The organism is Ramlibacter sp. MAHUQ-53 (genome assembly GCF_052600055.1).
Genome location: NZ_JBQWTS010000010.1, coordinates 49,759 through 76,565, shown reverse-complemented (window position 1 = coordinate 76,565; position 26,807 = coordinate 49,759). Strand labels below are relative to the sequence as shown.

The 26,807-nt window shown below is 69.6% G+C and carries 29 protein-coding genes; 28 read left to right on the top strand and 1 reads right to left on the bottom strand.

Going from position 1 to position 26,807, the window contains the following annotated elements; genetic code table 11:
* Nucleotides 1-31: 31 nt before the first annotated feature.
* The 5 genes from aroB to ACT80S_RS15400 are packed head-to-tail and all read left to right on the top strand — an operon-like array spanning nucleotide 32 to nucleotide 4,937.
* Nucleotides 32-1,126, top strand: a complete 1,095-nt coding sequence (gene aroB, locus ACT80S_RS15420; RefSeq protein WP_377417400.1) for a 3-dehydroquinate synthase — start codon at nucleotides 32-34, stop codon at nucleotides 1,124-1,126.
* Between the two features lie 10 nt (nucleotides 1,127-1,136).
* Complete coding sequence (locus ACT80S_RS15415; RefSeq protein WP_377417398.1) at nucleotides 1,137-2,267, top strand: deoxyguanosinetriphosphate triphosphohydrolase; 1,131 nt, start codon at nucleotides 1,137-1,139, stop codon at nucleotides 2,265-2,267.
* A gap of 5 nt (nucleotides 2,268-2,272) precedes the next feature.
* Nucleotides 2,273-3,460, top strand: a complete 1,188-nt coding sequence (locus ACT80S_RS15410) for an MFS transporter (protein WP_377417396.1) — start codon at nucleotides 2,273-2,275, stop codon at nucleotides 3,458-3,460.
* Nucleotides 3,457-4,011: a DUF1415 domain-containing protein gene (locus ACT80S_RS15405; RefSeq protein ID WP_377417394.1), complete on the top strand. Its 555-nt coding sequence runs from the start codon at nucleotides 3,457-3,459 to the stop codon at nucleotides 4,009-4,011. Before ACT80S_RS15410 ends, ACT80S_RS15405 begins: the two co-directional genes overlap by 4 nt.
* Nucleotides 4,008-4,937, top strand: a complete 930-nt coding sequence (locus ACT80S_RS15400; protein ID WP_377417392.1) for a class I SAM-dependent methyltransferase — start codon at nucleotides 4,008-4,010, stop codon at nucleotides 4,935-4,937. Before ACT80S_RS15405 ends, ACT80S_RS15400 begins: the two co-directional genes overlap by 4 nt.
* Before the next feature lie 71 nt (nucleotides 4,938-5,008).
* Here the strand turns inward: ACT80S_RS15400 and ACT80S_RS15395 are convergent, their stop codons facing one another.
* Entirely contained in the window at nucleotides 5,009-5,200 is a 192-nt protein-coding gene (locus tag ACT80S_RS15395; RefSeq protein ID WP_377417390.1) for a hypothetical protein, read from the bottom strand.
* A gap of 128 nt (nucleotides 5,201-5,328) precedes the next feature.
* Between ACT80S_RS15395 and ACT80S_RS15390 the strand changes: the two genes are divergently transcribed.
* The 23 genes from ACT80S_RS15390 to ACT80S_RS15280 all read left to right on the top strand — a co-directional run bounded on the left by ACT80S_RS15390 (nucleotide 5,329) and on the right by ACT80S_RS15280 (nucleotide 26,801).
* Complete coding sequence (locus ACT80S_RS15390; RefSeq protein WP_377417388.1) at nucleotides 5,329-6,024, top strand: transposase; 696 nt, start codon at nucleotides 5,329-5,331, stop codon at nucleotides 6,022-6,024.
* Nucleotides 6,025-6,155: 131 nt separating this feature from the next.
* Entirely contained in the window at nucleotides 6,156-10,883 is a 4,728-nt protein-coding gene (locus tag ACT80S_RS15385; protein ID WP_377417386.1) for a glutamate synthase-related protein, read from the top strand.
* Nucleotides 10,884-10,917: 34 nt separating this feature from the next.
* Entirely contained in the window at nucleotides 10,918-12,384 is a 1,467-nt protein-coding gene (locus ACT80S_RS15380) for a glutamate synthase subunit beta (protein WP_377417384.1), read from the top strand.
* 128 nt (nucleotides 12,385-12,512) lie between these two features.
* On the top strand, nucleotides 12,513-13,331 hold the full coding sequence (locus tag ACT80S_RS15375) for an ABC transporter ATP-binding protein (RefSeq protein ID WP_377417382.1): 819 nt from the start codon (nucleotides 12,513-12,515) through the stop codon (nucleotides 13,329-13,331).
* Nucleotides 13,328-14,110: a lipid asymmetry maintenance ABC transporter permease subunit MlaE gene (mlaE, locus tag ACT80S_RS15370; RefSeq protein WP_377417380.1), complete on the top strand. Its 783-nt coding sequence runs from the start codon at nucleotides 13,328-13,330 to the stop codon at nucleotides 14,108-14,110. Before ACT80S_RS15375 ends, mlaE begins: the two co-directional genes overlap by 4 nt.
* 11 nt (nucleotides 14,111-14,121) lie before the next feature.
* On the top strand, nucleotides 14,122-14,616 hold the full coding sequence (mlaD, locus tag ACT80S_RS15365) for an outer membrane lipid asymmetry maintenance protein MlaD (RefSeq protein ID WP_377417378.1): 495 nt from the start codon (nucleotides 14,122-14,124) through the stop codon (nucleotides 14,614-14,616).
* On the top strand, nucleotides 14,616-15,335 hold the full coding sequence (locus tag ACT80S_RS15360; protein WP_377417376.1) for an MlaA family lipoprotein: 720 nt from the start codon (nucleotides 14,616-14,618) through the stop codon (nucleotides 15,333-15,335). Before mlaD ends, ACT80S_RS15360 begins: the two co-directional genes overlap by 1 nt.
* An 8-nt stretch (nucleotides 15,336-15,343) precedes the next feature.
* The gene (locus ACT80S_RS15355) at nucleotides 15,344-15,973 is read left to right on the top strand and encodes an MlaC/ttg2D family ABC transporter substrate-binding protein (protein WP_377417563.1); all 630 of its coding nucleotides are present in this window, start codon (nucleotides 15,344-15,346) and stop codon (nucleotides 15,971-15,973) included.
* Between the two features lie 32 nt (nucleotides 15,974-16,005).
* Nucleotides 16,006-16,278 (top strand): STAS domain-containing protein, encoded by a 273-nt coding sequence (locus tag ACT80S_RS15350; RefSeq protein WP_377417374.1) that lies wholly within the window; start codon nucleotides 16,006-16,008, stop codon nucleotides 16,276-16,278.
* A 22-nt stretch (nucleotides 16,279-16,300) separates the two neighbouring features.
* Complete coding sequence (locus ACT80S_RS15345) at nucleotides 16,301-17,266, top strand: ABC transporter ATP-binding protein (protein ID WP_377417372.1); 966 nt, start codon at nucleotides 16,301-16,303, stop codon at nucleotides 17,264-17,266.
* Nucleotides 17,263-18,018, top strand: a complete 756-nt coding sequence (locus ACT80S_RS15340) for an ABC transporter permease (RefSeq protein ID WP_377417370.1) — start codon at nucleotides 17,263-17,265, stop codon at nucleotides 18,016-18,018. Before ACT80S_RS15345 ends, ACT80S_RS15340 begins: the two co-directional genes overlap by 4 nt.
* 3 nt (nucleotides 18,019-18,021) lie before the next feature.
* A complete protein-coding gene (locus tag ACT80S_RS15335; protein ID WP_377417368.1) occupies nucleotides 18,022-18,267 on the top strand; it encodes a BolA family protein in 246 nt (81 codons plus the stop codon).
* A gap of 13 nt (nucleotides 18,268-18,280) precedes the next feature.
* Entirely contained in the window at nucleotides 18,281-19,543 is a 1,263-nt protein-coding gene (gene murA / locus ACT80S_RS15330) for a UDP-N-acetylglucosamine 1-carboxyvinyltransferase (protein ID WP_377417366.1), read from the top strand.
* 13 nt (nucleotides 19,544-19,556) lie between these two features.
* Nucleotides 19,557-20,207 carry an ATP phosphoribosyltransferase gene (gene hisG, locus ACT80S_RS15325; protein ID WP_377417364.1) on the top strand — a complete coding sequence of 217 codons (651 nt, stop codon included), beginning with the start codon at nucleotides 19,557-19,559 and terminating at the stop codon, nucleotides 20,205-20,207.
* 33 nt (nucleotides 20,208-20,240) lie between these two features.
* Nucleotides 20,241-21,566, top strand: a complete 1,326-nt coding sequence (hisD, locus tag ACT80S_RS15320) for a histidinol dehydrogenase (RefSeq protein WP_377417362.1) — start codon at nucleotides 20,241-20,243, stop codon at nucleotides 21,564-21,566.
* Nucleotides 21,567-21,601: 35 nt separating this feature from the next.
* Nucleotides 21,602-22,678: a histidinol-phosphate transaminase gene (gene hisC, locus ACT80S_RS15315; RefSeq protein ID WP_377417360.1), complete on the top strand. Its 1,077-nt coding sequence runs from the start codon at nucleotides 21,602-21,604 to the stop codon at nucleotides 22,676-22,678.
* Nucleotides 22,675-23,280: an imidazoleglycerol-phosphate dehydratase HisB gene (hisB, locus tag ACT80S_RS15310; protein WP_377417358.1), complete on the top strand. Its 606-nt coding sequence runs from the start codon at nucleotides 22,675-22,677 to the stop codon at nucleotides 23,278-23,280. The genes hisC and hisB overlap by 4 nt, the downstream gene beginning before the upstream one ends.
* Nucleotides 23,281-23,289: 9 nt before the next feature.
* Nucleotides 23,290-23,934 (top strand): imidazole glycerol phosphate synthase subunit HisH, encoded by a 645-nt coding sequence (hisH, locus tag ACT80S_RS15305; RefSeq protein WP_377417356.1) that lies wholly within the window; start codon nucleotides 23,290-23,292, stop codon nucleotides 23,932-23,934.
* Nucleotides 23,935-23,955: 21 nt separating this feature from the next.
* The gene (gene hisA, locus ACT80S_RS15300; RefSeq protein WP_377417354.1) at nucleotides 23,956-24,696 is read left to right on the top strand and encodes a 1-(5-phosphoribosyl)-5-[(5-phosphoribosylamino)methylideneamino]imidazole-4-carboxamide isomerase; all 741 of its coding nucleotides are present in this window, start codon (nucleotides 23,956-23,958) and stop codon (nucleotides 24,694-24,696) included.
* A 13-nt stretch (nucleotides 24,697-24,709) separates the two neighbouring features.
* The gene (gene hisF / locus ACT80S_RS15295) at nucleotides 24,710-25,489 is read left to right on the top strand and encodes an imidazole glycerol phosphate synthase subunit HisF (protein WP_377417352.1); all 780 of its coding nucleotides are present in this window, start codon (nucleotides 24,710-24,712) and stop codon (nucleotides 25,487-25,489) included.
* Between the two features lie 129 nt (nucleotides 25,490-25,618).
* Nucleotides 25,619-26,008: a phosphoribosyl-AMP cyclohydrolase gene (hisI, locus tag ACT80S_RS15290; protein ID WP_377417350.1), complete on the top strand. Its 390-nt coding sequence runs from the start codon at nucleotides 25,619-25,621 to the stop codon at nucleotides 26,006-26,008.
* A 16-nt stretch (nucleotides 26,009-26,024) separates the two neighbouring features.
* Nucleotides 26,025-26,393, top strand: a complete 369-nt coding sequence (locus ACT80S_RS15285) for a phosphoribosyl-ATP diphosphatase (RefSeq protein WP_377417348.1) — start codon at nucleotides 26,025-26,027, stop codon at nucleotides 26,391-26,393.
* 27 nt (nucleotides 26,394-26,420) lie between these two features.
* Complete coding sequence (locus ACT80S_RS15280) at nucleotides 26,421-26,801, top strand: DUF4870 family protein (RefSeq protein WP_377417346.1); 381 nt, start codon at nucleotides 26,421-26,423, stop codon at nucleotides 26,799-26,801.
* The last annotated feature ends 6 nt before the right edge of the window (nucleotides 26,802-26,807 follow it).

The following is a 26,807-nucleotide window of genomic DNA, read 5'->3' as shown; positions in this document are numbered from 1 at the left end:
GCCGGCGCCTGCCGCCGCGTACACTCGCCCGATGACCGCGAACGTTCCGGCGGACGAAGTCCGCATCGAACTGGGAGAGCGCAGCTACCCCATCCTCATCGGCGAAGGCCTCATCGAACGCATGGCCGGCCTGTCGCTGCCCAAGGCCCATGCGGCCCTGGTCGTCACCAACGACACCGTCGGCCCGCTGTACGCCGCGGCGCTGCAGGCGGCCCTCGCGCCGCACTACGCCCAGGTCGGCACCGTCTGCCTGCCCGACGGCGAGGCGCACAAGCACTGGGAAACCCTCAACCGCATCTTCGACGCCCTGCTGGCGCGCGGCAGCGACCGCAAGACCGTGCTGTACGCCCTGGGCGGCGGCGTGGTCGGCGACATCACCGGCTTCGCCGCGGCCTGCTACATGCGCGGCGTGCCCTTCGTGCAGGTGCCCACCACGCTGCTGGCCCAGGTGGACTCCTCGGTGGGCGGCAAGACCGCGATCAACCACCCCCTGGGCAAGAACATGATCGGCGCGTTCTACCAGCCGCAGCTGGTGGTCTGCGACCTGTCCACCCTGCGCACGCTGCCCCCGCGCGAACTGTCCGCCGGACTGGCCGAGGTGATCAAGTACGGCCCGATCGCCGACCTGGCCTTCCTCGACTGGATCGAGGCCCACCTGCCCGCCCTCCTGGCCCGCGACCCGCAGGCCCTGGCCCACGCGGTGCGCCGCAGCTGCGAGATCAAGGCGATGGTGGTCGGCCAGGACGAGCGCGAGTCCGGCCTGCGCGCCATCCTGAATTTCGGCCACACCTTCGGCCACGCCATCGAGGCCGGCCTGGGCTACGGCGAGTGGCTGCACGGCGAGGCCGTGGGCTGCGGCATGGTCATGGCCCTGCACCTGTCGCGCGAGCTCGGGCTCGTCGACACCGCCTTCCTGGAGCGCTGCACCCGCCTGATCGCCGCCGCCGGCCTGCCCACCGTCGGCCCCCGGCTGGGCGCGGCCCGCTACCTCGAGCTGATGCGCCTGGACAAGAAGTCCGAGGCCGGCGAGATCCGCTTCGTCGTCATCGACGGCCCCGGCCGCGCCGCCGTCCGGCCCGCGCCCGACGCGCTGGTGGCCGAGGTCATCGAGCGCTGCTGCCGCTGAGGGAGCGGGGATGGCCCTGGCCCGCTACGCCTGCGACCCCGCGCGCAGCCGCGGGCGGCGCCATGCCGAGTCGCCCACGCCGTACCGCACCGAGTTCCAGCGCGACCGCGACCGCATCGTCCATTCCACCGCCTTCCGCCGCCTCGTCTACAAGACCCAGGTGTTCCTCAACCACGAGGGGGACCTGTTCCGCACCCGGCTGACGCACTCCATCGAGGTCGCCCAGCTGGGCCGCTCCATCGCCCGCCCCCTCGGCCTGTGCGAGGACCTGGTCGAGGCCATCGCGCTGGCGCACGACCTGGGCCACACGCCCTTCGGCCATGCCGGCCAGGACGCGCTGAACGCCTGCATGGCCGACCATGGCGGCTTCGAGCACAACCTGCAGAGCCTGCGCGTGGTCGACAAGCTCGAGGAGCGCTACCCGGCCTTCGACGGCCTGAACCTCGCCTTCGAGACCCGCGAGGGCATCCTCAAGCACTGCTCGCGCGCCAACGCCGAGCACCTCGAGGCCCAGGAGCCGGGCGGGGTGGGGCGCCGCTTCCTCGAGCGCACCCAGCCCGGCCTGGAGGCACAGCTGTGCAACCTGGCCGACGAGATCGCCTACAACGCGCACGACATCGACGACGGCGTGCGCTCCGGCCTCATCACCCTGGAGCAGCTGGAGCAGGTGCCCCTGTTCGACGGCTACCGCCGCGCCGCGCTGGCCGCGCACCCGCAGCTGGCGGGCCGCCGCCTGCTGTACGAGTCCATCCGCCTGATGCTCAGCGCCCAGGTGCATGACGTGATCTCCGCCACCGGTGCCGCGTTGCGCGAGGTCGACCCGCAGGACGCCGACGCCGCCCGCCGCGCGCCGCCGCTGGTGCGCTTCAGCGACGGCATGCGGCTGCAGTCGCGCGTGCTCAAGCATTTCCTCTTCCACAACCTCTACCGGCATCCGCAGGTGACCCACACCACCGGCCAGGCCCAGGTGGTGGTGCAGGAGCTGTTCGCGGCCTACGCCGCCGCGCCGTCCGAGATGCCGGCGGCCTACGCGCAGCAGGCGGACGTGCACCGCGCCATCGCCGACTACATCGCCGGCATGACCGACCGCTTCGCCGCGCGCGAGCACGAGCGCCTGACCGGGCGCCGGTTGCTGGCCTGACCGCCATGCGCCTGGACCGCTCCCTGCTCGTCATCGCCGGCGGCGTCACCGCCGCCATCCACGTGGGCAAGCTGCCCCCGGCGCTGCCGGCCCTGCGCGAGGCGCTGGGCGTCAGCCTGGTCCAGGCCGGCTTCCTGATCTCCATGGTGCAGTTCGCGGCGATGACCCTGGGGCTGGCCGTCGGCCTGGCCGCGGATGGCCTGGGCCTGCGCCGGGTGATGGTCGGCGGCCTCCTGCTGGCCTCGGCGGCCAGCGTCGCCGGCGGCCTCACCACCGACCCGCTGGCCCTGCTCGCGCTGCGCGCGCTCGAGGGCCTGGGCTTCCTGCTCGCGGTCACGCCCGCGCCCAGCCTGATCCGGCGCTTCGTCGCCTCGTCCGCGCTGCCGGCTCGCCTGGGCCTGTGGGGCGCCTACATGCCCCTGGGCACCTCGCTGGCGCTGCTGGCCGGGCCGGCCTGGATCGCCGCCGCCGGCTGGTCGGCGTGGTGGTGGCTGACCGCCACGCTGTCCGGCGCCATGGCGCTGGCCCTGTGGCTGGGGCTGCCGCCCGACCCGCCGCCGGCGGCCCGTGAGCCGGGCGCCTGGCGCGGCCGCCTCGGCGACACGCTGCGCGCGCCCGGTCCCTGGCTGGTCTCGCTGGCCTTCGCGGCCTATTCGTCGCAGTGGCTGTCGGTGGTCGGCTTCCTGCCGACCATCTATGCCCAGGCCGGGCTGGCGCCGGCGGCGGCCGGCCTGGCCACCGCCCTGGCGGCCGGCGTCAACATGATCGGCAACATCGCCGCCGGCCGCCTGCTGCAGCGGGGCGTCCCGCCGCAGCGGCTGCTGCAGGCGGGCTTTGGCACGATGGGGCTCGGCGGGTTGCTGCTGTTCGCGCCGGTCTGGCCGGCCGGTCCGCTGTCGGCCATCGGGCCGTACCTGGCGGTGCTGGCCTTCTCGGCGGTGGGGGGGCTCGTGCCGGGCACGCTGTTCTCGCAGGCCGTGCGTGTCGCGCCCGGGCCGGGCGCGGTCTCCACCACGGTGGGCTGGATGCAGCAGTGGTCGTCCTTCGGCCAGTTCGCCGGGCCGCCCCTGGTGGCCTGGGTGGCCAGCCGCACGGGGGGCTGGTCCTTCAGCTGGGGGGTCACGGGCGCCTGTGCCCTGGCGGGACTGTGGCTGGCCGGGCGATTGGGCCGCCTCGTAAAATCCGCTGGATGAATGCTTCCGCTGACGAGGTCGTGGACGACACCCGGCGCTGGCTGGAGCGTGCCGTCATCGGCCTGAACCTGTGCCCGTTCGCCAAGGGCGTGCACGTGAAGGACCAGGTCCACTACGCCGTCACCGAGGCCACCGGCTGGAACGAGCTGCTGGAGGTCCTGGAGCGCGAGATCGACGACCTGCTCGCGCACGGCATCGCGCAGCGCGAGACCACCCTGCTCATGATGCCCCGGGCCTTCCCCGACTTCGTCGAGTTCGCCGGCTTCCTCGGCGAGGCCGACCGGCTGCTGCAGCGCCGCGAGCTCGAGGGTACGGTGCAGCTCGCCAACTTCCACCCGCACTACCAGTTCGCCGGCACCGACGCCGACGACATCACCAATTTCACCAACCGCGCCCCGTATCCCACGCTGCACCTGCTGCGCGAGGACAGCATCGCGCGCGCGGTCGAGGCCTTTCCCGAGGCCGAGGCCATCTACGAGACCAACATGGACACGATGCGACGCCTCGGCCCGCAGGGCTGGGCCCGCCTGATGGCGAAGGACGCAGGATGAGCAAGTCCTCGAAACAGGCCGCGCCCCGAAGCCAGGCCGCTGCCGCAGGCGCCGGCGCGCTGGACGCCGATCTCCGTCCCGGCCAGTCGGTCGAGCTCCTCAAGGAGCTTCACATCCTCACGCGCGACGGCAAGCTGAACCAGGATTCGCGCCGCAAGCTCAAGCAGGTCTACCACCTCTACCAGTTCATCGAGAAACTGCTGCTGGAGTTGCCGGCGGAAGGCCCGGGGCCGGTCATCGTGGACCATGGCGCGGGCAAGTCCTACCTCGGCTTCATCCTCTACGACCTGTTCCTGAAGGCCTGCGGCCATGGGGAGATGGTCGGCGTCGAGACCCGGCCCGAGCTGGTGCAGCGCTCGCGCGACCTGGCCCAGCGGCTGGGCTTCGGGCGCATGCGCTTCCTCCACCTGAGCGCGGCCGATGCGGTCGACTCACCGGAGCTGCCGCCGCAGGTCGACATGGTCACCGCGCTGCATGCCTGCGACACCGCCACCGACGACGCCATCGACTTCGGCCTGGCCCGCGACGCCCGTTTCATGGTGCTGGTGCCCTGCTGCCAGGCCGAGGTGGCCGGCTGCCTGCGGCAGAACAAGGCGCTGTCGCTGTCCCGCACCCCGCTGGCTGAACTGTGGCGCCACCCGATCCACACCCGTGAGCTGGGCAGCCAGCTCACCAACGTGCTGCGCTGCCTGTACCTGGAGGCCTGCGGCTACCAGGTCACGGTCACCGAGCTGGTCGGCTGGGAGCACAGCCTGAAGAACGAGCTGATCCTGGCGCGCCGCACCGGCCAGCGAAAGCGCAGCGCCGCGCAGCGGCTGCGCGCGGTGCTCGCGGAGTTCGGGCTGGAGTCGCTCGAGGCGGTGCGCTTCCGGCGCCTGCCGCAGCCCGCGCCCGCGGCCGACGAGGCGGAACCCTCGGCGGCCTGACCCCCGGGCGCGCGGCCGGCGCTGGCGCGGCGGGTTCGTCCACGGCTTCCCGGCGTTCTCGGCGCCTGGGTTCAGCGCCTGGGCGGGCGCTCGCGCGTGCGGCGCGGCGCTCCCCGCGCGACGAGCACCGCCACCCCGATGGCCAGGGCGACCAGCACGCCGACCGCCAGCCCGATCCAGGGCTGGGGCAGCCCGACCACGACGGCCAGCCAGACCAGGACAGCCATCAGCAGCAGGAAGCCGATCATCCAGGCGGCGAACATGGGGCAGGGGAGGGCGGAGGCCGCATCCTGGCCCGCCCGGCCCTTCCCGGCTGTGGGCAGGGGCAGCGCGCCGGCGTCGGACGCCTCCCCGGGCTGAAAACGGGGTCGGAACCCCTCTAAGATCGGGCATGGCCCGCCTGCCCCGCCTTTCCCTGCCTGGTTACCCGCACCACCTGGTCCATCGGGGCAACAACCGCCAGGCCATCTTCGCGGACCCGACCGACTTCCAGTTCATGCACGCGCTGCTGGTCGAGCAGGCCCGCGCCGCGGATGTGCTCATCCATGGCTACGTGTTGATGGAGAACCACTTCCACCTGCTGGCGACGCCGGGTGCGGGGGATTCGCTGGCACGGATGATGCAAGGCATCGGCCGTCGCTACGTGCGGCACTTCAATGCGCGTACCGGCCGCACCGGCACGCTGTGGGAGGGCCGCTACCGCTGTGCGCTGCTGCAGCCCGAGCCGTACCTGCTGGCCTGCATGGCCTACCTGGACCTCAACCCGGTGCGCGCCGGCCTCGTCGAGGCGCCGGCCGACTGGGCCTGGTCCAGCCACCGGCACTACATCGGGCAGGCGAGCGACCGGCTGGTCACGCCGCACCCGCTGTACTGGGCGCTGGGCAACACGCCCTTCGCCCGGGAGCAGGCGTACGCCGAGCGGGTGGCGCAGGGGGTGGCGGCGCCGGTGGCCAAGGCCCTGGTGGCCTCGGCGCTCCATGGCTGGGCGTTGGGCGACGAGGCCTTCCTGGCGGCGCTGCAGAAGCAGACCGAGCGGCGGCTGACCAAGGGTCGTCCCGGCCGTCCGCGCACCACCTCGGCGATTTGATCTGTCCCCAATAAATTGATGCCCACCTTTGGTGCGCTTCATTTAAGAACCTGACCCCATTTAATTCGTTTGACATCCTGCTGCGCTGCACTATCCTTCCCGGTCCCGTGAAAGTTAGCGAAGGAATTCCCATGGCCACGTCCGCCGAAATCAGCCACCTGCAAGAACACGGCCTGTACTCGTCCGCCAATGAGCATGACGCGTGCGGCGTGGGCTTCGTGGCCCACATCAAGGGCAAGAAGACCCACGAGATCGTCCAGCAGGGCCTGAAGATCCTGGAGAACCTGGACCACCGCGGCGCCGTGGGTGCCGATCCCCTGATGGGCGACGGCGCGGGCATCCTGATCCAGATCCCCGACCAGCTCTACCGTGAAGAGATGGCCCAGCAGGGCGTGACCCTGCCGCCGCAGGGCGAGTACGGCGTCGGCATGATCTTCCTGCCCAAGGAGCATGCCTCCCGCCTGGCCTGCGAGCAGGAGATGGAGCGCGCGATCAAGGCCGAAGGCCAGGTGCTGCTGGGCTGGCGCGATGTCCCGGTCAACCGCGAGATGCCGATGTCGCCCGCCGTGCGCGAGAAGGAGCCGATCCTGCGCCAGGTCTTCATCGGCCGTGGCGCCGACGTGATCGTCCAGGACGCCCTGGAGCGCAAGCTGTACGTCATCCGCAAGACCGCCAGCGCCGCCATCCAGGCCCTGCAGCTCAAGCACAGCAAGGAATACTACGTTCCGTCCATGTCCAGCCGTACCGTGGTCTACAAGGGCCTGCTGCTGGCCAACCAGGTCGGCGAGTACTACCTGGACCTGCAGGACCCGCGCTGCGTCTCGGCCCTGGGTCTGGTGCACCAGCGCTTCTCCACCAACACCTTCCCCGAGTGGCCGCTGGCCCACCCGTACCGTTATGTCGCCCACAACGGCGAGATCAACACGGTCAAGGGCAACTACAACTGGATGAAGGCCCGCGAAGGCGTGATGTCCTCCCCCGTGCTGGGCGAGGACCTGCAGAAGCTGTACCCCATCAGCTTCGCCGGCCAGTCCGACACCGCCACCTTCGACAACTGCCTCGAGCTGCTGACGATGGCGGGTTACCCCATCTACCAGGCCGTGATGATGATGATCCCCGAGCCGTGGGAACAGCACACGACCATGGACGAGCGCCGCAAGGCCTTCTACGAGTACCACGCCGCCATGCTGGAGCCCTGGGACGGCCCGGCCTCCATCGTGTTCACCGACGGCCGCCAGATCGGCGCCACGCTGGACCGTAACGGCCTGCGTCCCTCGCGCTACTGCATCACCGACGACGACCTGGTGATCATGGGCTCCGAGTCCGGCGTGCTGCCCGTGCCCGAGAACAAGATCGTGCGCAAGTGGCGCCTGCAGCCCGGCAAGATGTTCCTGATCGACCTGGAGCAGGGCCGCATGATCGACGACGAGGAGCTCAAGGCCTCGCTCGCCAACTCCAAGCCCTACAAGCAGTGGATCGAGAACCTGCGCATCAAGCTGGACGACCTGTCCGAAGGCACGGGTGATTCCCCCGCCAGCGACGTGACCCTGCTCGATCGCCAGCAGGCCTTCGGCTACACCCAGGAAGACATCAAGTTCCTGCTGTCCCCGATGGCGCAAGCCGGCGAGGAGGGCATCGGCTCCATGGGCAACGACAGCCCGCTGGCCGTGCTGTCCGACAAGAACAAGCCGCTGTACAACTACTTCAAGCAGCTGTTCGCCCAGGTGACCAACCCGCCGATCGACCCGATCCGCGAAGCCATCGTGATGTCCCTGGTGTCCTTCATCGGCCCCAAGCCGAACCTGCTGGACATCAACCAGGTCAACCCGCCGCTGCGCCTGGAGGTGAGCCAGCCGATCCTGGACTTCGCCGACATGGCCAAGCTGCGTGACATCGAGACCGTCACGCAGGGCAAGTTCCGCAGCTACACGCTGGACATCACCTACCCCGCGGCCTGGGGCCGCGAGGGCGTGGAAGCCAAGCTGGCCTCCATCAACGCCGAGGCCGTGGACGCGATCAAGGGTGGCAAGAACATCCTGATCATCAGCGACCGCGGCGTGTCCGCCGAGAAGATCGCCATCCCGGCGCTGCTGGCACTGTCCTCCATCCACCAGCACCTGGTGCGTGAAGGCCTGCGCACCACCGCCGGCCTGGTGGTGGAGACCGGCTCCGCCCGCGAAGTGCACCACTTCGGCGTGCTGGCCGGCTATGGCGCGGAAGCCGTGCACCCCTACCTGGCCATGGAGACCCTGGCCGCGATCCACAAGGACCTGCCGGGCGACCTGTCGGCCGAGAAGGCCATCTACAACTACGTCAAGGCGATCGGCAAGGGCCTGTCCAAGATCATGTCCAAGATGGGCGTGAGCACGTACATGTCCTACTGCGGCGCGCAGCTGTTCGAGGCCATCGGCCTGAACGACGAGACGGTCGAGAAGTACTTCACCGGCACCGCCAGCCGCGTCGGCGGCATCGGCGTGTTCGAGATCGCCGAGGAAGCGATCCGCATGCACAAGGCGGCCTTCGGCACCGACCCGCTGCTGGCCCACGCCCTGGACGCCGGCGGCGAGTACGCCTGGCGCGCCCGCGGCGAGGAGCACATGTGGACGCCCGACGCCATCGCCAAGCTGCAGCACTCCACCCGTGCCAACAACTGGAACACGTACAAGGAGTACGCGCAGATCATCAACGACCAGAACCGTCGCCACATGACCCTGCGCGGCCTGTTCGAGTTCAAGGTCGACCCGTCCAAGGCCATTCCGATCGACGAGGTCGAGCCGGCCAAGGAAATCGTCAAGCGCTTCGCCACCGGCGCCATGTCGCTGGGCTCCATCTCCACGGAAGCCCACGCCACCCTGGCCATCGCCATGAACCGCATCGGCGGCAAGTCCAACACCGGCGAAGGCGGCGAGGACCCGGCGCGTTACCGCAACGAGCTCAAGGGCATCCCGATCAAGCAGGGTGACACCCTGGCCGGCATCCTGGGCAAGCACGTGGTCGAGGCCGACCAGCCGCTGCAGGCCGGCGACTCGCTGCGCTCCAAGATCAAGCAGGTCGCCTCGGGCCGCTTCGGCGTCACCGCCGAGTACCTGGCCTCGTCCGACCAGATCCAGATCAAGATGGCCCAGGGCGCCAAGCCCGGCGAGGGCGGCCAGCTGCCCGGCGGCAAGGTCTCCAACTACATCGGCAAGCTGCGCTACTCCGTGCCGGGCGTGGGCCTGATCTCGCCCCCCCCGCACCACGACATCTACTCGATCGAGGACCTGGCCCAGCTGATCCACGACCTGAAGAACGTCGCGCCGCATGCCTCCATCAGCGTCAAGCTGGTGTCGGAAGTGGGCGTGGGCACCATCGCCGCCGGCGTGGCCAAGTGCAAGGCCGACCACGTGGTGATCGCCGGCCATGACGGCGGCACGGGCGCCTCGCCCTGGTCGTCCATCAAGCACGCCGGCTCGCCCTGGGAAATCGGCCTGGCCGAGACCCAGCAGACCCTGGTCCTCAACCGCCTGCGTGGCCGCATCCGCGTCCAGGCCGACGGCCAGATGAAGACCGGCCGCGACGTCGCCATCGCCGCGCTGATGGGCGCCGACGAATTCGGCTTCGCCACCGCGCCGCTGGTCGTCGAGGGCTGCATCATGATGCGCAAGTGCCACCTGAACACCTGCCCGGTGGGCGTGGCCACGCAGGACCCGGTGCTGCGCGCCAAGTTCTCGGGCAAGCCCGAGCACGTGGTCAACTACTTCTTCTTCATCGCCGAGGAAGTGCGCCAGATCATGGCCCAGCTGGGCATCCGCAAGTTCGACGACATGATCGGCCGCACCGACCTGCTGGACATGAAGGCCGGCATCGAGCACTGGAAGGCGCGCGGCCTGGACTTCAGCCGCCTGCTGGCCGTGCCCGCCGCCCCCGCCGACGTGCCCCGCCTGCATGTGGCCGACCAGGACCACGGCCTGGACAAGTCCCTGGACAACATCCTGATCGAGAAGTCGCGCGCGGCCATCGAGAAGGGCGAGAAGGTCCAGTTCATGGAGAAGGCCATCAACGTCAACCGCTCGGTCGGCGCGATGCTGTCCGGCGCCCTGACCAAGGTGCACCCCGAGGGCCTGCCGGATGACACCATCCGCATCCAGCTCGAGGGCACGGGCGGCCAGTCCTTCGGCGCCTTCCTGGCCAAGGGCATCACGCTGTACATGATCGGCGACGCCAACGACTACACCGGCAAGGGCCTGTCGGGCGGCCGCATCGTCGTGCGTCCCAGCATCGACTTCCGCGGCGAAGCCACGAAGAACATCATCATCGGCAACACCGCGCTGTACGGCGCGACCACCGGTGAGGCCTTCTTCAGCGGCGTGGCCGGCGAGCGCTTCGCCGTCCGCCTGTCCGGCGCCACCACGGTGGTCGAGGGCACGGGCGACCACGGCTGCGAGTACATGACCGGCGGCACCGTCGTCGTCCTGGGCAAGACCGGCCGCAACTTCGCGGCGGGCATGTCCGGCGGCGTGGCCTACGTCTACGACGAGGACGGCCAGTTCGCCTCCCGCTGCAACACCTCCATGGTGTCGCTCGAGAAGGTGCAGTCGGCCGAGGAGCAGAAGAAGGCCCACCACGGCAAGACCAAGCTGCACGGCGGCCAGGCCGACGAGGCCCTGCTCAAGAAGCTGCTGGAGGACCACAACCGCTGGACCGGCTCCAAGCGCGCCCGTGACCTCCTGGACAACTGGGAAACCAGCCGTGCCAAGTTCGTGAAGGTCTTCCCGAACGAGTACAAGCGCGCGCTGATCGAGATGCACGAGCGCGAGGTCGAAGAGGCCAGCACCGGCAACAACGCGCAAGCGGCCGTGCGTGACGGCGTCGCAGCCTGACCCCGGGCCCTAGAGAAAGATACGGAGAGAAAGCATGGGTAAAGTCACCGGCTTCATGGAGTACGAGCGCCTCGAGGAGGGCTACAAGCCCGTCGCGGAGCGCGTCAAGCACTACAAGGAATTCGTCATCGCCCTGGATGACGCGCAGGCCAAGCAGCAGGGTGCCCGCTGCATGGACTGCGGCACGCCGTTCTGCAACAACGGCTGCCCCGTCAACAACATCATCCCGGACTTCAACGACCTGGTGTACCGCAGCGACTGGAAGGATGCCTTCACGGTCCTGGACTCCACCAACAACTTCCCGGAGTTCACCGGCCGCATCTGCCCCGCGCCCTGCGAGGCCGCCTGCACGCTGAACGTGAACGACGACCCGGTGGGCATCAAGTCCATCGAGCACGCCATCATCGACCGCGCCTGGGAAAACGGCTGGGTCAAGCCCCAGCTGCCCACCCGCAAGACGGGCAAGAAGGTCGCCGTGGTCGGCGCCGGCCCCGCCGGCATGGCCGCCGCGCAGCAGCTGGCCCGCGCCGGCCATGACGTGACGCTGTTCGAGAAGAACGACCGCATCGGCGGCCTGCTGCGTTACGGCATCCCCGACTTCAAGATGGAGAAGTCCCACATCGACCGCCGCGCCGAGCAGATGAAGGCCGAGGGCGTGACCATCCGCACCGGCGTGATGATCGGCAAGCTGCCCGAGGGCTCCAAGGTCACCAACTGGGCCAAGGAAACCATCACCCCCGAGCAGCTGAAGAAGGACTTCGACGCCGTGCTGCTGGCCGGTGGCGCCGAGCAATCGCGCGACCTGCCCGTGCCGGGCCGCGACCTGGACGGCATCCATTTCGCGATGGAGTTCCTGCCCCAGCAGAACAAGGTCAACGCCGGCGACAAGCTCAAGGGCCAGCTGCGCGCCGACGGCAAGCACGTCATCGTGATCGGCGGCGGCGACACCGGCAGCGACTGCGTGGGCACCAGCAACCGCCATGGCGCCAAGAGCGTCATCCAGTTCGAGCTGATGCCCATGCCGCCCGAGCAGGAGAACAAGGAGCTGACCTGGCCCTACTGGCCGTACAAGCTGCGCACCTCCTCCTCGCACGAAGAGGGCTGCGAGCGCGAGTTCGCCATCGCCACCAAGGAATTCATCGGCGAGAACGGCAAGGTCACCGGCCTGAAGACCGTGCGCGTCGAGTGGAAGGACGGCAAGATGGTCGAAGTGCCCGGCTCCGAGCAGGTCATGAAGGCCGACCTGGTGCTGCTGGCCATGGGCTTCGTCAGCCCCGTCGCCTCCATCCTGGAGGGCTTCGGTGTCGACAAGGACGCCCGCGGCAACGCCAAGGCCACCACCGACTTCACCGGCGGCTACGCCACCAGCGTGCCCCAGGTCTTCGCCGCCGGCGACATGCGCCGCGGCCAGTCCCTGGTGGTGTGGGCGATCCGCGAAGGCCGCCAGGCCGCCCGCGCGGTCGACGAGTTCCTGATGGGATCCAGCGACCTGCCTCGCTAATCGCTGAATTCCCCCCGGTTGACCCAAAGGTTCAAAGACCGGCCGCCGGCCGGTTGCCGAAAGCCTCGTATCATCGGGTTAACCCTTGCGCTTGGCCGGGCTTGTCCCGGCCTTTCCATTTCAGCCTGATGAACGCCCCCGACCCCCGTGTCCTGGTCGAATGCCGCAACCTGCGATTCGGCTACGGTGACCGCCCCATCCTCGACGGGGTGAGCTTCACCGTGCCCCGGGGCAAGGTCACGGCCCTGATGGGCGCCTCTGGCGGCGGCAAGACCACGGTGCTGCGCCTGATCGGCGGCCAGGTGCGGGCGCAGTCCGGCCAGATGCTGTTCGACGGCCAGGACGTGGGCGCGCTCGATGCGCCCGGCCTCTACGCGATCCGCCGCCGCATGGGCATGCTGTTCCAGTTCGGCGCGCTGTTCACCGACCTCTCGGTCTTCGACAACGTCGCCTTCCCGCTGCGCGAGCACACCTCGCTGCCGGAGGCGTTGGTCCGGGACATCGTGCTGATGAAGCTCAATGCCGTGGGCCTGCGCGGCGCCCGCAACCTCATGCCTGCGGAAATCTCCGGCGGCATGGCCCGCCGCGTCGCCCTGGCCCGGGCCATCGCCCTCGACCCGGAGCTGATCCTCTACGACGAGCCCTTCGCCGGCCTGGACCCGATCTCCCTGGGCACCTCCGCACAGCTGATTCGCCAGCTCAATGACACCCTGGGCATCACCAGCGTCATCGTCTCGCACGACCTGGAGGAGACCTTCCGCATCGCCGACCAGGTGATCGTGCTGGCCAACGGCCGCATCGCGGCCCAGGGCACGCCCGAGGAGGTGAGGGCCTCGCAGGACCCGCTGGTGCACCAGTTCGTCAACGCCGAGCCGGAGGGGCCCGTGCATTTCCATTACCCCGGCCCCGGCGTGGACCAGGACTTCGGACTGGGGGCCCCGCGATGACGTGGTGGAAGCCCGCCGACATCGGCTTCGCCGTGCGTGCCAAGCTCACCGACTACGGCCATGGCGCGCGCCTGTTCGCGCGCCTGGTGTCCCTGCTGGGGCCCTGCGTGCGCCGCTTCGGCCTGGTGCGTGACCAGATCCACTTCCTGGGCAACTACTCGCTGGCCATCATCGCGGTCTCGGGCCTGTTCGTCGGCTTCGTGCTGGGGCTGCAGGGGTACTACATCCTCCAGCGCTATGGCTCCTCCGAGGCCCTGGGCCTGATGGTGGCCCTGAGCCTGGTGCGCGAGCTCGGCCCGGTGGTCACCGCGCTGCTGTTCGCCGGCCGCGCCGGCACCTCGCTCACCGCCGAGATCGGCCTGATGAAGGCCGGCGAGCAGCTCTCCGCGATGGAGATGATGGCGGTCGACCCGGTGCGCCGCATCCTGGCCCCGCGCTTCTGGGCCGGCGTCATCACCATGCCCCTGCTGGCTGCCGTGTTCAACGCGGTCGGTATCCTGGGCGGCTGGGTGGTCGGCGTGCTGATGATCGGCGTCGACCCCGGCGCCTTCTGGAGCCAGATGCAGGGCGGCGTCGATGTCTGGAAGGACGTCGGCAACGGCGTCATCAAGAGCTTCGTCTTCGGCCTGGCCGTGACCTTCATCGCGCTGCTCGAGGGCTTCGAGGCGCACCCCACCCCCGAGGGCGTCTCGCGCGCCACCACGCGTACCGTGGTGGTCTCGTCGCTGTCGGTGCTGGGCCTGGACTTCATCCTCACCGCGATGATGTTCAGCATCTGAAAGAGACTGCTATGGAACGTTCCAAGAATGACGTGTGGGTCGGCCTCTTCGTGCTCCTGGGCGCGGCGGCCATCCTGTTCCTGGCCTTGCAATCGGCCAACCTCCTGAACCTGAACTTCCAGTCCACCTACCGGGTGGTGGCGAAGTTCGACAACATCGGCGGCCTCAAGCCCAAGGCGGCGGTCAAGAGCGCCGGCGTGGTGGTGGGCCGGGTCGAGTCCATCGGCTTCGATGACAAAACGTTTCAAGCCCGCGTCACCCTCTCGCTGGAGGCGCGCTATGCTTTTCCCAAGGACAGCTCGCTGAAGATCCTCACGAGCGGCCTGCTCGGCGAGCAGTACATCGGCATCGAGGCCGGCGCCGACGACAAGAACCTCGCGGCCGGCGACACCGTGTCCAGCACCCAGTCGGCCGTGGTGCTCGAGAACCTGATCAGCCAGTTCCTTTACAGCAAGGCCGCCGACGGCGCCGACAAGCCCGCCGCCGGCGCCACGCCGAAGAAGTGATGACCGCCCGCGTCCGCCACGTCCTCCGCTGCATCGCCCTGGCCGCGGCCGTATCCGCGCTGGCCGGGTGCGCCGCCGGCCCGGACCGGCGCGACCCGTTCGAGCCGTTCAACCGCAGCATCATGCGGTTCAACGACGACGTGGACGGCCTGGTCCTCAAGCCGGTGGCCACCGCCTACCGCGACGTGCTGCCCGCGCCGCTGCGCACCGGCGTCAACAACTTCTTCTCCAACCTCGGCGACGCCTGGTCCACCGTCAATGCGCTGCTGCAGCTGAAGGTGCCCTACGCCGCAGAGAACTTCATGCGTTTCGGCATCAACACCGTCTTCGGCTTTGGCGGCATCCTGGACATCGCCAGCGAGGCCGGCCTGGAACGCCACCGCGAGGACTTCGGCCAGACCCTGGGCCATTACGGCGTGCCGCCGGGGCCCTACGTGGTGCTGCCGCTGCTGGGGCCGTCCACCGTGCGGGACACCGCCGCCCTGGGGGTGGACTGGAAGGGGGACCTCGTGCGCCGCACCGACACGGAAAGCGTCCGCAACCTGCTCCAGGGCGTGCGGATCGTGGATACCCGTGCCAACCTCCTGCGCGCCACGAGCGTTATGGAGGAGATCTCGCTGGACCGCTACACCTTCGTGCGCGACGCGTACCTGCAAAGGCGCCGGGCCGAGATCTTCGAGGGCGAACCGCCCGAGATCCCCGAGGAACCCAAGGAATGACCGTGAACCTGAAACGACGCACCCTGGCCCTGGTGGCCGCCCTGGCCGCCGCGGTGGCCCTGGCTCCCGCGGCCCACGCCGCCGACGAGGCGCCGGATGCCCTGATCAAGCGCCTGTCCGACGAGATGCTCACCACCATCCGCAGCGATGCCGCGGTGCGGGCGGGGGACATCAACCGCATCGTCCAGGTCGTCGACAGCAAGGTCATGCCCAACGTGAACTTCCAGCGCATGACGGCGCTGGCGGTGGGCCCGGCCTGGCGCCAGGCCTCGCCCGAGCAGCGCAAGCGCCTGCAGGACGAATTCAAGACCCTGCTGGTGCGCACCTACGCCGGTGCGCTGGCCCAGGTCGGCGAGGAGACCATCTCGGTCAAGCCGCTGCGCGCCGCGGCCACCGACAACGAGGTCCTGGTGCGCTCCGAGATCCGCGGCCGCGGCGAGCCGATCCAGCTCGATTACCGCCTCGAGAAGACCCCGGGCGAGGGCGCCGGCTGGAAGATCTTCAACCTCAACGTGCTGGGCGTGTGGCTGGTCGAGACCTACCGCAGCCAGTTCGCTGCCGAGATCAACGCCAAGGGCGTGGACGGCCTGATCGCCACGCTGTCCGAGCGCAACCGCTCCAACGCCGGCCGCAAGTAAGCCCGCCCGGCCCCGCAACCGCCCCGCACCCGATGGCCACCCTGGTCCTGCCCGCCGTCCTGACCCATGCCGAGGCCGCCGGCTGCTGCGGCATGCTGGCGCGCGCCGTGCGCGCCAGCGGCGAGGCCGGCGTCGTGGCCGATGCCTCGGCCCTGGACCGATTCGACTCCTCCGCGCTCGCCGTGCTCCTGGAGTGCCGGCGCGAGGCCCTGGCCCTGGGCAAGGCCTTCACCGTGCGCGGGCTGCCGGATCGCCTGCGTTCCCTGGCGTCTCTCTACGGCGTTTCGGAGCTGTTGCCTGCGTAAACCTAAAATGGCGGGTTCCGCTATGCCCGCCATCTCCTTCCAGTCCGTCTCCAAGACCTATTCCGGCGCCCGGGGCGAGTTCAAGGCCCTGGACGGCGTGAGCCTCGACATCGAGGACGGCGAGTTCTTCGGCCTCCTGGGCCCGAACGGCGCCGGCAAGACGACCCTGATCTCCATCCTGGCCGGCCTGGTGCGCGCCTCGGCGGGGCGTGTGTCCGTGCGCGGCCACGATGTCCGCGGGGACTATGCCGCCGCCCGGCGCCAGCTCGGCATCGTGCCCCAGGAGCTGGTCTTCGACCCGTTCTTCACGGTGCGCGAGGCGCTGAAGATCCAGTCCGGGTATTTCGGCGTGAAGAACAACGACGCCTGGATCGACGAGCTCCTCGAGAGCCTCGGCCTGGCGGACAAGGCCCGCGCCAACATGCGCCAGCTCTCGGGCGGCATGAAGCGCCGGGTGCTGGTGGCCCAGGCCCTGGTGCACCGCCCGCCCGTGATCGTGCTGGACGAGCCCACCGCCGGCGTCGACGTGGAACTGCGCCAGACCCTCTGGCAGTTCATCGCCCGGCTCAATCGCCAGGGCCACACCGTGCTCCTGACCACCCACTACCTGGAGGAGGCCGAGGCCCTGTGCGGGCGCATCGCCATGCTCAAGTCCGGCAAGGTCGTCGCCCTGGAGCGCACCTCCGACCTGCTCAAGGCCGCCTCCAGCAACGTGCTTCGCTTCAAGACCGACGGCCACCAGCTGCCTGCGGCGCTGCTCGCCAAGGCCCGCGTCACCGGGCGCGTCGTGCAGCTGCCGGCGCATGACGCCCACGAGATCGAGGCCCACCTGGCCGCCATCCGCCAGGCCGGCCTGAGCGTGGAGGACGTGGAGATCCGCAAGGCCGACCTCGAGGACGTGTTCCTCGACGTGATGCAGGGCCGCGGGCAGGGCGCCCCCTCGGGGGGCGGCGAAGGACAGGCCGTCGCGAGCGTGGGGGCCCTATGACCGGCTGGCAGACCCTGTTCTACAAGGAAGTCCTGCGTTTCTGGAAGGTCGCCTTCCAGACCATCGCCGCGCCGGTGCTCACCGCCATCCTCTACCTGATGATCTTCGGCCATGTGCTCGAGGACCATGTGAAGGTCTACGACCGCATCTCCTACACCGCCTTCCTGGTGCCGGGGCTGGTCATGATGAGCGTGCTGCAGAACGCCTTCGCCAACAGCTCCTCGTCCCTGATCCAGAGCAAGATCATGGGCAACCTGGTGTTCATCCTGCTCACGCCGCTGTCGCACTGGGCCTGGTTCGTGGCCTATGTGGGCTCCTCGGTGGCCCGCGGCCTGTGCGTGGGCGCCGGCGTGCTGGTGGTCACCTCGCTGTTCATCACGCCGCAGTTCGCCAGCCCGCTGTGGATCCTGGCCTTCGCCGTGCTCGGCGCGGGCATGCTGGGGGCGCTGGGCGTGATCGCCGGCCTGTGGGCCGAGAAGTTCGACCAGATGGCCGCCTTCCAGAACTTCATCATCATGCCGATGACGTTCCTGTCCGGCGTGTTCTATTCCATCCACTCCCTGCCGGCGTTCTGGCAGCAGGTCAGCCACCTCAACCCGTTCTTCTACATGATCGACGGCTTCCGCTACGGCTTCTTCGGCGTCAGCGACGTCTCGCCGTGGATCAGCCTGGCCATCGTGGGCGGCGCGTTCGCGGTGGTCTCGGCGATCGCCGTCCACCTGCTGCGCACCGGCTACAAGATCCGGGGCTGACCCATGACCGCCGAAGAACTCAAGTCCATCATCGCCGCCGGCCTGGCCTGCGAGCACCTCGAGGTCGAGGGCGACGGCCGCCACTGGTCTGCCGTCGTCGTTTCCGCCGAATTCGAGGGCAAGCGGCCCATCGCCCGCCACCAGCGCGTCTACGCCACGCTGGGTGCGAAAATCCACACCGACGAGGTCCACGCCCTGTCGATGAAGACCCTGACGCCGGCCGAGTGGGCCGCGTCTTCCTCCCTCTGATTTCCTCCTCCCGATGGACAAGTTGCTGATTCGCGGGGGCCGCCAGCTCCAGGGCGAGGTCCTGGTGTCCGGCGCCAAGAACGCCGCCCTGCCCGAGCTGTGCGCCGCGCTGCTGACCGACCAGCCCGTGACGCTGGCCAACGTGCCGCGCCTGCAGGACGTGGCCACCATGGTCAAGTTGATCCAGAACATGGGCGTGTCCGTCGTGCGCGATGGCGATCGCGTCACCCTGGACGCCGCGGCGCTGGACAAGCCCGAGGCCCCGTACGAGCTGGTCAAGACCATGCGCGCCTCGGTGCTGGCGCTGGGCCCGCTGCTGGCCCGCTTCGGCCGCGCCCATGTCTCGCTGCCCGGCGGCTGTGCCATCGGCTCCCGGCCGGTGGACCAGCACATCAAGGGCCTGCAGCAGATGGGGGCCGAGATCAGCGTGGAGCACGGCTACATGGTGGCCCGCCTGCGCGAGGGCCGCAGCCGCCTGCACGGCGCCCACATCCGCACCGACATGGTCACCGTGACCGGCACCGAGAACTTCCTCATGGCCGCCGCCCTGGCCGAGGGCGAGACCGTGCTGGAGAACGCCGCGATGGAGCCGGAGATCGGCGACCTGGCCGAGATGCTGATCGCCATGGGCGCGAAGATCGAGGGCCACGGCACCAGCCGGATCCACATCCAGGGCGTCGAGCGCCTGCAGGGCTGCACCCACCGTGTGGTGGCCGACCGCATCGAGGCCGGCACCTTCCTGTGCGCGGTGGCCGCCACCGGCGGCGAGGCGCTCCTGCGCCATGGCCGCGCCGACCACCTCGAGGCCGTGATCGACAAGCTGCGCGAGGCCGGCGCCACCGTCGAGGCGGTGGACGGCGGCATCCGCATCCGCTCGCAGGGCCGCCTGCATGCGCAGAGCTTCCGCACCACCGAGTACCCGGGCTTCCCCACCGACATGCAGGCCCAGTTCATGGTGCTCAACGTGATCGGGCAGGGCGCCTCGGTGGTCACCGAGACCATCTTCGAGAACCGCTTCATGCACGTGAACGAGCTGGTGCGCCTGGGCGCGAAGATCCAGGTCGACGGCAAGAGCGCCATCATCGAGGGCGTGCCGCGGCTGTCCGGCGCCACCGTGATGGCCACCGACCTGCGCGCCTCGGCCAGCCTGGTCATCGCCGGCCTGGTGGCCGAGGGCGAGACCGTGGTGGACCGCATCTACCACCTGGACCGGGGCTACGACCGCATGGAGGAAAAACTCCGCGGCCTGGGCGCCGACATCGAACGCGTGAAGTGAGGCCCGACCGCCCATGACCATCACCCTCGCCCTGTCCAAGGGCCGCATCTTCGACGAGACCCTGCCGCTGCTGAAGGCCGCCGGCATCGAGGTGCTCGAGGACCCGGAGAAATCCCGCAAGCTGATCCTCGCCACCAACCAGCCCGACGTGCGCGTGGTCCTGGTGCGCGCCACCGACGTGCCCACCTACGTGCAGTACGGCGGCGCCGACCTGGGCGTGACCGGCAAGGACACCCTCATCGAGCACGGTGACCAGGGCCTGTACGCGCCGCTCGACCTGGGCATCGCCAAGTGCCGCGTGAGCGTGGCCGTGCGCGCCGACTTCGACTACGCCAGCGCCGTGCGCCAGGGCGCGCGCCTGCGCGTGGCCACCAAGTACGTGGCCATCGCCCGCGACTTCTTCGCCGCCAAGGGCGTCCACGTGGACCTGATCAAGCTGTACGGCAGCATGGAGCTGGCGCCGCTGACGGGCCTGGCCGATGCCATCGTCGACCTGGTCTCCACCGGCAACACCCTGCGCGCCAACCACCTCGTCGAGGTCGAGCAGATCATGGACATCTCCTCCCGCCTCGTCGTCAACCAGGCCTCGCTGAAACTCAAGCAGGCCCCGATCCGCCGGCTGATCGACGCCTTCGCCACGGCCACCGCGGCCCGGCCGGCCTAGACGGCCCGCACGGCCTTTCACTTGCCCACCGCCATGACCACGCCCGCCCAGCCCCTGCGCCTGTCCACCACCCAGCCCGACTTCGAGGCCGCCTTCCGGGCGCGCCTGCACTGGTCGGCCGAGACGGACGCCCAGGTCGAGACGCGGGTCGCCGAGATCCTGGACGACGTGCGCGCCAACGGCGACGAGGCCGTGCTGGCCTACACCGCCCGCTTCGACCAGCTGCCCGCCGCCTCGATGGCCGACCTGGAGCTGACCCAGGCCGAACTGAAGGCAGCCTTCGACGGGCTCCCCGCCGCCCAGCGTGAGGCGCTGCAGGCCGCCGCCGCCCGCGTGCGCAGCTACCACGAGGCGCAGAAGAAGGCCTCCGGCGAGTCCTGGTCCTACCGCGACGCCGATGGCACCCTCCTGGGCCAGAAGGTCACGCCCCTGGACCGCGTGGGCATCTACGTGCCCGGCGGCAAGGCGGCCTATCCCTCCTCGGTGCTGATGAACGCCATCCCGGCCCATGTCGCCGGCGTGGGCGAGATCATCATGGTCGTGCCCACCCCGCGCGGCGAGAAGAACCCGCTGGTGCTGGCGGCGGCCTATGTGGCCGGCGTCACCCGCGCCTTCCAGGTCGGCGGCGCCCAGGCCGTGGGCGCGCTGGCCTACGGCACGCAGACCGTGCCGCGCGTGGACAAGATCACCGGCCCCGGCAACGCCTACGTGGCCAGCGCCAAGCGCCGCGTCTTCGGCCAGGTCGGCATCGACATGATCGCCGGCCCCAGCGAGATCCTGGTGCTGGCCGACGGCACCACGCCCGCCGACTGGGTGGCCATGGACCTGTTCTCGCAGGCCGAGCACGACGAGCTGGCCCAGAGCATCCTGCTGTGCCCCGACGCCGCCTACATCGATGCGGTGCAGGCCGCCATCGACCGCCTGCTGCCGCAGATGCCGCGCGCGGAGATCATCGCCAAGTCGCTCACCGGCCGCGGCGCGCTGATCCACACCCGCGACATGGCCGAGGCCTGCGCCATCAGCAACCGCATCGCGCCCGAGCACCTCGAGGTCTCCAGCCGCGACCCGCACCGCTGGGAGCCGCTGCTCAAGCACGCCGGCGCCATCTTCCTGGGCGCCTACACCAGCGAGTCGCTGGGCGACTACTGCGCCGGCCCCAACCACGTGCTGCCCACCAGCAGCACCGCCCGCTTCTCCAGCCCCCTGGGCGTCTACGACTTCCAGAAACGCAGCAGCCTGATCGAGGTGAGCGAGCAGGGCGCCCAGGTGCTGGGCCAGATCGCCTCCGTGCTCGCCCACGGCGAGGGCCTGCAGGCCCACGCCCGCGCCGCCGAGATGCGCCTCAAGGACGGCGCCTGACCCGCGGCGCCTGAAGAACCCGGCCCGAACCGACCATGAGTGAACTGCCCCCGAACCTCGCCCGCCTGATCCGCCAGGACGTCCAGTCCATGCACGCCTACGCGGTGCAGGACGCCCGGGGCCTGGTCAAGCTCGACGCGATGGAGAACCCCTTCCCGCTGTCCCCCACGCTGCAGGCCGAACTCGGCAAGCGCCTGGGCGCGGTCGAACTCCATCGCTACCCCGGCCCCCGCATCGACGCGCTGCGCGAGGCGCTGGCGCGGTACGCCGGCCTGCCCAAGGGCTGCGCCCTGATGCTGGGCAACGGGTCGGACGAGCTGATCTCGCTGGTCGCCATGGCCTGCGACACGCCCGGCGCGTCGATCCTGGCGCCGCTGCCCGGCTTCGTGATGTATGCCATGAGCGCGCAGCTGCAGGGCCTGAAGTTCATCGGCGTGGACCTCACGCCCGACTTCCAGCTCGACGAGTCGGCCATGCTCGCCGCCATCGCGCAGCACCAGCCCACCATCATCTACCTGGCCTACCCGAACAACCCCACCGCCAACCTGTGGGATGACGCGGCGGTCGAGCGCATCATCCAGGCCGCCCCCGGCCTGGTGGTGATCGACGAGGCCTACCAGCCGTTCTCCAGCCGCACCTACCTGGACCGCCTCGGCAAGCACCCGAACGTGCTGCTGATGCGCACCCTCTCCAAGTTCGGCCTGGCCGGCATCCGCCTGGGCTACCTGATGGGCCCGGCCGCCCTGGTGCACGAGATCGACAAGGTCCGCCCGCCCTACAACGTGAGCGTGCTCAATGCGGAGGCGGCCCTGTTCGCCCTGGAGCATGCCGATGTCTACGCCCAGCAGGCCGCGCAGCTGCGCGCCGAGCGCGCCCGCCTGATCGAGGCCCTGGCCGCGATGCCGGGCGTCCATCCCTTCCCCAGCGACGCCAACATGGTCCTGGTGCGCGTGCCCCAGGCCGACTCCGTGTTTTCCGGGATGAAGCACCGGGGCGTGCTGGTCAAGAACGTTTCTAAAATGCACCCCTTGCTGGCCAACTGCCTGCGCCTGACCGTCGGCACTCCCGCCGAGAACGACCAGATGCTCGCGGCCCTGCAGGCTTCCCTATGACCACCACCCCCTTCCCCCGCCAGGCCGAAGTCTCCCGCAACACCGCGGAGACGCAGATCCGCGTGCGCGTCAACCTCGACGGCACCGGCCAGGCCAAGCTGTCCACCGGCATCGGCTTCTTCGACCACATGCTCGACCAGATCGCCCGCCACGGGCTGATCGACCTGGAGATCGAGGCCAAGGGCGACCTGCACATCGACGGCCACCACACGGTGGAGGACGTCGGCATCACCCTCGGCCAGGCCGTGGCCAAGGCCATCGGCGACAAGAAGGGCATCCGCCGCTACGGCCATGCCTACGTCCCGCTCGACGAGGCCCTCTCGCGCGTGGTGGTCGACTTCTCCGGCCGCCCCGGCCTGGAGATGCACGTGCCGTTCAAGAGCGGCATGATCGGCACCTTCGACACCCAGCTGGCCTACGAGTTCTTCCAGGGCTTCGTGAACCACGCCTTCGTCACCCTGCACATCGACAACCTGCGCGGTGACAACGCCCACCACCAGTGCGAAACCGTCTTCAAGGCCTTTGCCCGTGCGCTGCGCGCCGCGGCCGAGCCGGATGCCCGCGCCGCCGGCATCATCCCGTCCACCAAGGGCTCGCTCTAAGCCTCTCGCATGAAAACCGTTGCGGTTGTTGATTACGGCATGGGCAACCTGCGTTCCGTGACGCAGGCTGTCGTCCATGCGGCGCAGGGCACTGGGGTCGAGGTCGTCTGGGCGCGCAGCGCCGACGAGGTGATGGCCGCCGAGCGCGTCGTCCTCCCGGGCCAGGGCGCGATGCGCGATTGCATGCGCGAGCTGCACCAGTCCGGCATGCATGACGCCGTGATGCATGCGGCAGCGCACAAACCCCTGATGGGTGTGTGCGTCGGCATGCAGATGCTGCTCGATCGCAGCGAGGAGGGCTCCACCGAGTCGCTGGGTCTTATCCCGGGCGAGGTGGTGCGCTTCGACCTCGCCGGCCGCACCCAGGCCGACGGCAGCCGCTTCAAGGTGCCCCAGATCGGCTGGAACCGCGTCCATTTCCGCCAGGACCACCCGGTGTGGGCCGGGGTGGAGGACGGCAGCTGGTTCTACTTCGTCCACAGCTACTACGCGCGACCGTCGGATGTCCGCCACACCGCGGGCGAGGCCGATTACGGCGGCTTCTTTACCGCCGCGGTAGCCCGGGATAACATTTTTGCCACCCAGTTCCACCCCGAGAAAAGCGCGCAGGCGGGCCTCGCCCTCTACCGCAACTTCCTCCACTGGAACCCCTGACCTTTCCCCTCACGTTTTCCCATGCTGCTGATTCCCGCCATTGACCTGAAGGACGGTCACTGCGTTCGCCTGAAACAGGGCGACATGGACCAGGCCACCACCTTCGGCGAGGACCCGGCCGCCATGGCCCGTTCCTGGCTCGAGAAGGGCGCCCGCCGCCTGCACCTGGTCGACCTCAATGGCGCCTTCGCCGGCAAGCCGCAGAACTTCTCGGCCATCAAGTCCATCCTCAAGGAGGTCGGCGACGACATCCCGGTGCAGCTGGGGGGCGGCATCCGCGACCTGGACACCATCGAGAAGTACATCGACGGCGGCCTGCGCTACGTCATCATCGGCACCGCCGCGGTGAAGAACCCCGGCTTCCTCAAGGACGCCTGCAGCGCCTTCGGCGGCCACATCATCGTCGGCCTCGATGCCAAGGACGGCAAGGTCGCCACCGACGGCTGGAGCAAGCTCACCGGCCACGAGGTCGTCGACCTGGCCAAGAAGTTCGAGGACTGGGGCGTCGAGTCCATCATCTACACCGACATCGGCCGCGACGGCATGCTCTCGGGCATCAACATCGAGGCCACGGTCAAGCTGGCGCAGTCCCTCACCATCCCCGTCATCGCCTCCGGCGGCCTGTCCAACATGGCCGACATCGAGAAGCTGTGCGCGGTCGAGAGCGAGGGCGTCGAGGGCGTGATCTGCGGCCGCGCGATCTACTCCGGCGACCTGGACTTCGCCAAGGCCCAGGCCCGCGCCGACGAACTGGGCGCCTGAGCGAAGGACTGCCTTGCTGGCCAAACGCATCATCCCCTGCCTGGACGTCACCGGCGGCCGGGTCGTCAAGGGCGTGAACTTCGTCGAGCTGCGCGACGCCGGTGACCCGGTCGAGATCGCCGCGCGCTACAACGACCAGGGCGCCGACGAGCTCACCTTCCTGGACATCACCGCCACCAGTGACGGCCGTGACCTGATCCTGCACATCATCGAGGCCGTCGCCTCGCAGGTGTTCATTCCCCTCACGGTCGGCGGCGGCGTGCGCACCGTCGAGGACGTTCGCCGCCTGCTCAATGCCGGCGCCGACAAGACCAGCTTCAATTCCGCCGCCCTGGCCAACCCCCAGGTGATCAACGACGCCTCGGACCGCTACGGCTCGCAGTGCATCGTGGTCGCCATCGATGCCAAGCGCCGCACCCCCGAGGACGCGGCCACCCGCGGCGAGGGCTGGGACGTGTACAGCCACGGCGGGCGCAAGAACACCGGCCTCGATGCCGTGCAGTGGGCCGCCGAGATGGCCCGCCGCGGCGCCGGCGAGATCCTGCTCACGAGCATGGACCGCGACGGCACCAAGTCCGGCTTCGACCTGGCGCTGACCCGCGCCGTGGCCGACGCGGTGGCCGTGCCCGTCATCGCCTCCGGCGGCGTGGGCAACCTCGACCACCTGGCCGACGGCGTGCAGCAGGGCCGCGCCGACGCGGTGCTGGCCGCCAGCATCTTCCACTACGGCGAGTACACGGTCGGCCAGGCCAAGCTGCACATGGAGCAGCGCGGCATCCCGGTGCGGCTCTGACCCTTCTGACGCGGTTCCCCGCATGGGGGACAATCACTTCATGAACGCAGCGCCGGGCCGCCCCAAGCAAGTTCGCGCCCCCTCGGGGTGCAGCGGGGACACGCAGTGCCGAGCGTGGGGGCACACATCATGAACTGGCTGGATCAAGTCAAGTGGGACGAGCGCGGGCTCGTGCCCGCCATCGCGCAGGAAGCCGCCACCGGCGACGTCCTCATGTTCGCCTGGATGAACCGCGAGGCGCTGGAGCTCACCGCCCAGCAGGGCCGGGCGGTGTACTTCAGCCGCTCGCGCAACAAGCTCTGGTTCAAGGGCGAGGAGTCCGGCCACGTGCAGGCCGTGCACGAGATCCGCCTGGACTGCGACAACGACGTCGTCCTCCTCAAGATCACCCAGACCGGCCACGAGCCCGGCATCGCCTGCCACACCGGCCGCCACAGCTGCTTCTTCAGCGTCCTCAAGGACGGCCAGTGGCAGCCCGTCGACCCGGTGCTGAAAGACCCGGGCAGCATCTACAAGTGATTCCCCTGTGACCTCCATGTCCTCCACCGACTCCCTGGACCGCCTCGCGGCCGTCATCGAAAGCCGCAAGGCCGCCAACGGCGGCGACCCGGACAAGAGCTACGTCGCCCGCCTGCTGCACAAGGGCCCCGACGCCTTCCTCAAGAAGGTCGGCGAGGAAGCCACCGAGGTGGTGCTGGCCGCCAAGGACTGCGACCACGGCGGCGACAAGTCCAAGCTGGTCGGCGAGGTCGCCGATCTCTGGTTCCACAGCATGATCGCCCTGGCCCATTACGGCCTGTCGCCGGCCGACGTGGTCGCCGAGCTGGTGCGCCGCGAGGGCCTGTCGGGCCTCGAGGAAAAGGCCTTGCGCAAGGCCCAGGCCCGCGAGGCCGGCCAGGCCTGAGGGCCCGCCAACCCCCGGGAGGTGACGATGCAAGACCCTGAAGTCCTCGACGCCTCCCCGCGCGCCCCGTTCCCCGAGCCGCAGGCCGAGCGCCAGCTGATGCACGTGCTCTATGGCATGCACACGCTGGCCTGGCTGACCCTGGGCACGCTGGCGCTGATCGCGCTGGTCATGAACTACGTGCGGCGCGCCGACACCCGCAACCTGCTGTACGCGGCGCACCACCGCTACATGATCGCCACCTTCTGGTGGACGGTCCTGTGGCTGCTCGTGACCTCGCCGCTGTACTTCCTCTTCATCCTGCCGGGCATGGTCGCCCATGGCCTGGTCGGCCTGTGGTACCTGTACCGGTGCCTGCGAGGGTGGATGCGCCTGGCCGAAGGCCGCCTGCCGCAGGACCTTTCCTGAAACCCT

What these genes read in the sequence shown, in the direction of transcription:
- ACT80S_RS15345 (WP_377417372.1), top strand. Translation starts at nt 16,301, where the DNA reads ATGCCCGCCATCTCCTTCCAGTCCGTCTCCAAGACCTATTCCGGCGCC.
- hisH (WP_377417356.1), top strand. Translation starts at nt 23,290, where the DNA reads ATGAAAACCGTTGCGGTTGTTGATTACGGCATGGGCAACCTGCGTTCC.
- hisA (WP_377417354.1), top strand. Translation starts at nt 23,956, where the DNA reads ATGCTGCTGATTCCCGCCATTGACCTGAAGGACGGTCACTGCGTTCGC.
- ACT80S_RS15350 (WP_377417374.1), top strand. Translation starts at nt 16,006, where the DNA reads ATGGCCACCCTGGTCCTGCCCGCCGTCCTGACCCATGCCGAGGCCGCC.
- mlaD (WP_377417378.1), top strand. Translation starts at nt 14,122, where the DNA reads ATGGAACGTTCCAAGAATGACGTGTGGGTCGGCCTCTTCGTGCTCCTG.
- mlaE (WP_377417380.1), top strand. Translation starts at nt 13,328, where the DNA reads ATGACGTGGTGGAAGCCCGCCGACATCGGCTTCGCCGTGCGTGCCAAG.
- hisC (WP_377417360.1), top strand. Translation starts at nt 21,602, where the DNA reads ATGAGTGAACTGCCCCCGAACCTCGCCCGCCTGATCCGCCAGGACGTC.
- hisD (WP_377417362.1), top strand. Translation starts at nt 20,241, where the DNA reads ATGACCACGCCCGCCCAGCCCCTGCGCCTGTCCACCACCCAGCCCGAC.
- aroB (WP_377417400.1), top strand. Translation starts at nt 32, where the DNA reads ATGACCGCGAACGTTCCGGCGGACGAAGTCCGCATCGAACTGGGAGAG.
- ACT80S_RS15340 (WP_377417370.1), top strand. Translation starts at nt 17,263, where the DNA reads ATGACCGGCTGGCAGACCCTGTTCTACAAGGAAGTCCTGCGTTTCTGG.
- murA (WP_377417366.1), top strand. Translation starts at nt 18,281, where the DNA reads ATGGACAAGTTGCTGATTCGCGGGGGCCGCCAGCTCCAGGGCGAGGTC.
- ACT80S_RS15400 (WP_377417392.1), top strand. Translation starts at nt 4,008, where the DNA reads ATGAGCAAGTCCTCGAAACAGGCCGCGCCCCGAAGCCAGGCCGCTGCC.
- ACT80S_RS15280 (WP_377417346.1), top strand. Translation starts at nt 26,421, where the DNA reads ATGCAAGACCCTGAAGTCCTCGACGCCTCCCCGCGCGCCCCGTTCCCC.
- ACT80S_RS15335 (WP_377417368.1), top strand. Translation starts at nt 18,022, where the DNA reads ATGACCGCCGAAGAACTCAAGTCCATCATCGCCGCCGGCCTGGCCTGC.
- ACT80S_RS15395 (WP_377417390.1), bottom strand. Translation starts at nt 5,200, where the DNA reads ATGTTCGCCGCCTGGATGATCGGCTTCCTGCTGCTGATGGCTGTCCTG.
- ACT80S_RS15415 (WP_377417398.1), top strand. Translation starts at nt 1,137, where the DNA reads ATGGCCCTGGCCCGCTACGCCTGCGACCCCGCGCGCAGCCGCGGGCGG.
- ACT80S_RS15405 (WP_377417394.1), top strand. Translation starts at nt 3,457, where the DNA reads ATGAATGCTTCCGCTGACGAGGTCGTGGACGACACCCGGCGCTGGCTG.
- ACT80S_RS15390 (WP_377417388.1), top strand. Translation starts at nt 5,329, where the DNA reads ATGGCCCGCCTGCCCCGCCTTTCCCTGCCTGGTTACCCGCACCACCTG.
- ACT80S_RS15380 (WP_377417384.1), top strand. Translation starts at nt 10,918, where the DNA reads ATGGGTAAAGTCACCGGCTTCATGGAGTACGAGCGCCTCGAGGAGGGC.
- ACT80S_RS15385 (WP_377417386.1), top strand. Translation starts at nt 6,156, where the DNA reads ATGGCCACGTCCGCCGAAATCAGCCACCTGCAAGAACACGGCCTGTAC.
- ACT80S_RS15375 (WP_377417382.1), top strand. Translation starts at nt 12,513, where the DNA reads ATGAACGCCCCCGACCCCCGTGTCCTGGTCGAATGCCGCAACCTGCGA.
- ACT80S_RS15410 (WP_377417396.1), top strand. Translation starts at nt 2,273, where the DNA reads ATGCGCCTGGACCGCTCCCTGCTCGTCATCGCCGGCGGCGTCACCGCC.
- ACT80S_RS15360 (WP_377417376.1), top strand. Translation starts at nt 14,616, where the DNA reads ATGACCGCCCGCGTCCGCCACGTCCTCCGCTGCATCGCCCTGGCCGCG.
- hisI (WP_377417350.1), top strand. Translation starts at nt 25,619, where the DNA reads ATGAACTGGCTGGATCAAGTCAAGTGGGACGAGCGCGGGCTCGTGCCC.
- hisB (WP_377417358.1), top strand. Translation starts at nt 22,675, where the DNA reads ATGACCACCACCCCCTTCCCCCGCCAGGCCGAAGTCTCCCGCAACACC.
- hisG (WP_377417364.1), top strand. Translation starts at nt 19,557, where the DNA reads ATGACCATCACCCTCGCCCTGTCCAAGGGCCGCATCTTCGACGAGACC.
- ACT80S_RS15285 (WP_377417348.1), top strand. Translation starts at nt 26,025, where the DNA reads ATGTCCTCCACCGACTCCCTGGACCGCCTCGCGGCCGTCATCGAAAGC.